Here is a 6,248-nt window from a genome sequence, read left to right on the forward strand (position 1 = left end):
GAGTTACCCGATCTTTAGAAAATTATTGAAAAATACTATCATTAATTTGATTTTTGAAAATCATTATTGCTAATTTTTAGATTCAATTGGGGCGATTGCTGCTGTTCATCCAGGCTGCGCGCCCTTATCCCTGGGTGAATGAGGCAAAATGAGAATAGCGATCGCCCCTAGCCCTGGTCGATCTTCGCCTGACTCTAACTGATAATAACTTTCACTGAAAACAGTAATTTTTACAGCAAACGGCATTCTTTTGCAAGCCTGCTGTCCTCCTAAATAAAGGTTACTTTTGATACTCCAATCATCCCAACAGACACTTACTGAAGGCATCTGTTGGGATCGGGTTGAAACCTAGGCTTCTAACACCACATTGGTCAGCATCGTATTCATTTTGTTCACCGATTCCACGTATTCCCGTTGGGGAATCGACTCGCCCACAATTCCGGCCCCCGCATTGAGATAAATTTCGCTACCGTATTGGTAAACCGAGCGGATCGCGATCGCCATATCTGCCAACCCCTGGCTATCCACCCAACCAATACTCCCGGCATAGATCCCGCGCGGTTCATCTTCCAAGCGATCGATCCACTCCAGCGCCTGCGACTTATCGATCCCCGACACCGTAATTCCCGGAAACAGCACCGTCAGCGCATCCCATAGCGTCTTACCCGCGCGTAACTGACCCCCCACCCGCGAGGACAAGTGCTGCACGCAGCGATACTTCTTCACCTCCATAAAATTGAACACCCGCACCGTTTCCGGCAGACAGAACGAATCGAGTTCGCTTTGGGCCAACCAAATTGAAAGCGCGTGTTCCTTCACCTCCTTCGCATCCCTAAACAGTTCGTCATACAGGCGCGCATCATCCTCAGCGCGATCGCTGCGGGGTCGAGTTCCCGCCAAGGGGTTCGTAATCACGGTTCGATCTGCATGGACTTCCATCAAAATCTCTGGACTAAAACCCACCGCGCGCACATCTTCGAGTTGCAAGCAATAGGAACGCGCCGAGTTATTCGCCTGAGAACCGACAACATACGTTCCCAACACATCCAAATTGCCGCTCAATTTCTTCGAGCGAGAGATAATTGCTTTATGCAAGCGATCGCTTTGAATCGCCCCAATCAACTGTTCGATCCGTTGGGAATAGTCCGCACAGTCGGCAAAATCTTGCGTTAAATCCAGCGGCGTATAGGCGGGGATCTCGCTGGTTTGGGCCAGAAGGGTTTGGATGGGTTCTAGCGATTCCCGCGCTAGGGTGCGAACCAATACCCCTTCAGAAGAGACGCGCAACTCCGTCTCCGGTACCATAAAATAGAGCAACGGTTGGGCGATCGCCTTAGAATAGGCTGAATAAAATCCCGCCATATCAAACGACACATAACCGTAAGCCGTCCAATCCTGAAGCGGTAAAGACCCCAGCAACTCCCCAACCTGCTTAAACGGATCGGTAGCCGGTTCGCAGCGAGAGCGATCGCCACTGTCCAATTGCACCGTATCGCGCGTTACGAGAACCCTCGCAAGCTGATTTCCAGCGATCCGAACTTCCCCCTTCCCTTCATAGAGAACATAGGACTTAAAAATTCCTGCCTTCAGACAGCGGTGTAAAATCGCCGTCGCATCCTGTTGGCCCGAAATAAATACTTCTTGATACGTCGGGATCGTTTGAATTTGCGTCACCATAACAATTGTCCTGAGTGCTGATTTATGCGCGAGTGGTAGAAAAATCGGTGCGTTGTTGAGAACGCGTTAGTAACTTGCGGTGAATTTTGCCTGTGGGAGTACGCGGTAACTCCTCTACAAAACAAACCTTTTTCGGCGCTTTGAAGTGAGGTAAGCGCTGTTTAGCAAAGCGGCAAATCTGCTGTTCTAATTCCGGGGATGGCTGATAGTCCGACTTCAGGGTAATATAAGCCACCACCTGAGTTAGCGCCTCAGACTCTGGAACCACCGCCACCTCTAAAACCTGCGGATGTTGGTGCAACACATCCTCAATTTCCATCGGCGAAACCCATTGACCGTTCACCTTAAACAGGTCATCCTTACGGCCCATAAACTTGAAATACCCATCCGCATCGCACAGGTACTTATCCCCCGTTCGCATTGCATGACCATAGAGGGCCTGCCGCGTTTGTTCCAGTCGGTTCCAATACCCCAGCATCAAGCTGTCGCCGCTGACTTGCAAATTGCCAATTTCACCAGGGGGACAGGTTGCGCCAAACTCATCCACCACGCGCACGTCATATCCGGGAACCGGACGGCCAGACGTACCGGGTTTGCATTCTCCCGCGCGGTTGGCGAGGAAAATATGCAAAAATTCTGTCGTCCCAATTCCTTCGCAGATTTCCCGGCCATACACCTCGCGCCACTGCTGCCAAAGGCTTTCGGGGAGTTGTTCGGCGGCTGAAACGCACAGTCGCAGCGAAGAAACATCTAGCGGTGCAATGTCGCGAACGGCGAGTAAGTTGGCGTATACGCTGGGAATGCCAAAAAAGACAGTCGGCCGATAGCGCTCAATATCGGCAATGATATCAAAGGCGTTATTGGCATCGGAAAGGACAGTTGCCGCACCCACAGCCATTGGCATATATAAGCTATTTCCCAAACCGTAGGCAAAAGGCAGATTGGCGACAGAATAGGTAATATCTTCGGGTTGCAAGCCTAGGGTTGCTTTGCCATAGTTTTCTGCACAGACCACCATGTTCTGGTGCAGGTGGATGACGCCTTTGGGGTTGCCTGTACTGCCGGAGGTGTACAGCCAAAAGGCGGGTTCGTCGCGGAGGGTGTCAGCAGGGGGTAGCGGTTGTGCTGGCATTGGCGACAGGTACGCCAAAAAGGGGGTTTCTCCGTCTTGAAGCAGGGTTGTTTGTAAGTTGGGAGATTGGATGGGGTGCAGTTGCGTTTGCCAAGCTTGGGTGGTGAGTAGGAGTTTGGCCCGCGAGTCTTGCAGGATGTATTGCACTTCTTCTAAACTGCAAGCGGTGTTGATGGGAACGGGAACGGCACCGATCCAGATGGCTCCCCAAAAGGTGAAGATGAGTTCTGGGGTATCGGGTAATAGGAGTGCGATGCGGTTTTCGCGTTCAATGCCGAGTTCTAGGAGCGATCGCGCTGCCTTTTGCACCCATTCATAGACTTGAGTGTAAGTATAGGTTTGTTCTTGGTAAAACAGGGCGATTTTGTCGCTGAGATGGCGTTCTAGAAAGTAGGCGGCAACATTAAAGCGGCGAGGTAGTTGTTGAGAAATCCTTTCCATTGGTTTGATCCTGGGTGGTTAATCTTTCACTGAGCCACAACCCAAACGAGGACGCGTTCTTCCCAATGACACCAACTGGCTAACCATTGCTGAATTTGTTTTTGTTCGGCGATGGCGATCGCTTTTCCATGCAAGCAAATGGTGAGTTGATGCGAGGAGAGGTTGGCTTCTATTTCATGCCAGTCAATTCCTACTAATCCGGTTGAGAGTGCTTTTCCTACGGCTTCTTTGGTGGCAAAGCAAACTGCAAAGGCTTGAGGGGGATGGGGATGAGCTTGACAGCGCTCAATCTCGCTTGGCGTGAAAATTAGGTTTAGGGTTTCGCGATCGTATCGTTCAATCCATTTCACCATTTTGGCGATGGGGGCAATATCGACGCCAATTCCTTTAAGTCCAGCACTGGGTTGTTGCTCGGGGAAGAAAATGTTCAAGCCTCCGTTAATCGTTTGAGGGGAATTTGGCAGTAGAAACGCGATATTTTCATGACTCTTGACAAGGTTGAGTAATTGGAGGTCAGATTTTATAAAAAGACCCGATTTTGAGGGGCGTAAAATATTCGCGATCGCAGCAGTGCAAGTCAATCTGACTTCTGAGTTTCCACTTAAAGCTGATGCTTTTGTTGAGGAAAAGCGGCGGTCAGATGTAGCAATTTTTAAACCAAAATCTGTCGCGTAGGTTGGGTTAAACAAGACTCAACCCAAGCGACGACTTTAGAGATATTTAAGTTTGGGAGAGACTAATTTCAGATTGAATTGCCGTTTCAACGCGCTGACAAACTTGGGTTAACGTCATATCTTGACGCGTTTCTAGTTTGACTCGAACGCCAAACTGGCGCTTTAACTCTAAAGATAATTCTACGATTTCTGTAGAGTCAAGCTGTAAATCTTGATGGAGTAAGGTCTGTTCATGTAAGTCCTCTTTGGGAATGCCGAGATCGCTCAGGATGGTTTGCAGAATACCCATCACTTCTAGATGATTCATAGGGTCAAATCCCTGGAAAAATGATGCGTTTCTCTACAAATTCGGGCGCTTGCAGTTGTTATCTCCCAACTGTTTTCGGTACGCGCAGAAAACGCTGCGAGCAGGGGCTGCTATTGATAGATTTCAGCATACTCGCTTTTGTCCAAATCGCAAGTTTAGCCTCAAACCCTTACCCTATCTCGCTTGCAGGGGATTTTAGAGCTTATTGATAATTAATTTCTATTAAAAATCTCTGAGGAATAAAAAAAAGAGTGGCTTTGAGGTCTTGTCAGGGCGGGATGAAGTAGTAGAATACCTAAGTCAGTCGCAAATTATTCTCAACTACTGCTTGAGATTCTTGAGAGATTTATCTGTCAACTCCTGTTGACGCAGGCGACCGACCCAGATTCAAGCATTAGCCCCAGTCGAGCAGTACAGAGCTTTCAATCAACTCCACTGATTGAACTCTTCCTCTGTTATCCATCGCCCTTGAGAAGGAGTTATACCGTGACGAGTTGCTCGATCGGTATTCGTTCGGTTGCTGTCCAATTTCCCCGCGAGATTCGGACAAACGATTACTGGTCTGAAAAATACCCAGATTTAGCCGCCCCTGTTGCCTCCCGGCGTTCTCGGATCGCCCGATCTGTACCTGCCAACCCCAGCGGCTTTGATATTTGGTCGCAAGAAGTTGCGCCGTACTTAAGCGATCGCTTTCGGGGAAATGTCGAACGGCGAGTGCTGAGTGGGGCCGAAACCGCACTGAGTCTGGAATCTCAGGCCATTCAGGAGGCGATCGCCGCTGCCAACTTGCAGCCCGACGACATCGATTTAGCGATCGCCACCTCCCTATTTTCCGACACCCTCGGCTTCGGTCAGGCCGCCAAACTGGGCTTGCGCTGTCCGGCGTGGAACCTTGAGTCCACCTGTGCTAGCGCCCTCGTCGCCTTGCAAACCGCCCGCGCCCTGATCCAAACTGGAGAGTATCGCCATATCCTGGTTGTCGTTTCCCAGATGGGATCGAAGGCCGTTGAAGAAACCGATACCCTATCCTGGTCAATGGGAGACGCGGCGGGCGCATTTATTGTCAGCGAAATGCCCGCCCACCAAGGGGTTCTCGCCACGCACATCATCAGCGCTGGGGCAGCATCCGGGGCTTATGCTTACGAACTCGCTAGCGATCGCCTCTCGATCCGTACCGGAGATAACGCCAGCGCGATCGCCGAAACCGCCGTTGACTTTGTACGCACTTGCACCCAAGCCGTTTTAGACAAAGCGGGAGTCAGTCTAGACGAGATTGACTGGTTTGCTTTCAATACCCCAACTGCCTGGTATGCCAGCGTTTGCGCCCGTGCCTTGGGCATCGATCCCGCACGGACTTGGAATCTTTATCCCCGCTACGCCAATATTGGGCCCGTTTTCCCCCTAGCCAACCTCGACTGGGCAGCGCGAGGGCAAAAACTAAAAGCAAATGACCTGATCCTCGTCTACGCCAACGGTGCAGGCGCAACCGCCGTTGCTACCCTAATGCGTTGGGGAAATGTCGCCTTGGGTTGCGAACCCGCCCCCCCCTTAAGCAGCGCCGCCGCCCAAACGACCGTACAGCTAGCCGCATCAGAACCCACCCAGCCTGCGGAAATTCCCAACTTATCCTTAGAAAAACTTTTAGCCACCGCCCCCAGCGAACGAGAAATCCAATTAGAAACCTATCTTTTAAGCTGGTTTGCCAGTTCTCTGCAAAAACCCATTCATCAATTTAACCCCCAACAAACCTTCGCCACCTTACTCGACTCCTTAATGGCACTAATGCTGAAAAGCCGAATAGAAGTCGATCTCCAAGTCCAAGTCCCCATCGAACAACTGTTTGGCGATCGCACCATTCACCAACTCGCTGAATATATCCTCACTCAACTCACCCTCACCACCCTCACAAGTTCTCCCCTGTCTGTGGAAGAACGGGAAACGTTGCGACTCTGAATGGGAGGTGGGGGGATAAGTGTCTGGTGGGAATTCAACACTTTGCTCTTCTAGAGAGATGGGG

General features: G+C 50.7%; 5 protein-coding genes. 1 reads left to right on the forward strand and 4 read right to left on the reverse strand.

Annotated features, from left to right (window positions below; translation table 11 throughout):
• Positions 1–348 precede the first annotated feature (348 nt).
• The 4 genes from QQ055_RS07345 to QQ055_RS07360 all read right to left on the reverse strand — a co-directional run bounded on the left by QQ055_RS07345 (position 349) and on the right by QQ055_RS07360 (position 4,231).
• The gene (locus QQ055_RS07345) at positions 349–1,677 is read right to left on the reverse strand and encodes a salicylate synthase (protein WP_284475993.1); all 1,329 of its coding nucleotides are present in this window, start codon (positions 1,675–1,677) and stop codon (positions 349–351) included.
• A gap of 22 nt (positions 1,678–1,699) precedes the next feature.
• A complete protein-coding gene (locus tag QQ055_RS07350; protein WP_284475994.1) occupies positions 1,700–3,250 on the reverse strand; it encodes a benzoate-CoA ligase family protein in 1,551 nt (516 codons plus the stop codon).
• 26 nt (positions 3,251–3,276) lie between these two features.
• Positions 3,277–3,681, reverse strand: a complete 405-nt coding sequence (locus tag QQ055_RS07355; protein ID WP_284475995.1) for a holo-ACP synthase — start codon at positions 3,679–3,681, stop codon at positions 3,277–3,279.
• Between the two features lie 289 nt (positions 3,682–3,970).
• Positions 3,971–4,231, reverse strand: a complete 261-nt coding sequence (locus QQ055_RS07360) for an acyl carrier protein (RefSeq protein ID WP_284475996.1) — start codon at positions 4,229–4,231, stop codon at positions 3,971–3,973.
• A 486-nt stretch (positions 4,232–4,717) separates the two neighbouring features.
• On the opposite strand from QQ055_RS07360, the gene QQ055_RS07365 reads away from it, so the two are divergent.
• Positions 4,718–6,184 (forward strand): 3-oxoacyl-[acyl-carrier-protein] synthase III C-terminal domain-containing protein, encoded by a 1,467-nt coding sequence (locus QQ055_RS07365; protein WP_284475997.1) that lies wholly within the window; start codon positions 4,718–4,720, stop codon positions 6,182–6,184.
• Positions 6,185–6,248: the final 64 nt, after the last annotated feature.

The sequence above is a fragment of the Geitlerinema calcuttense NRMC-F 0142 genome, assembly GCF_030285425.1.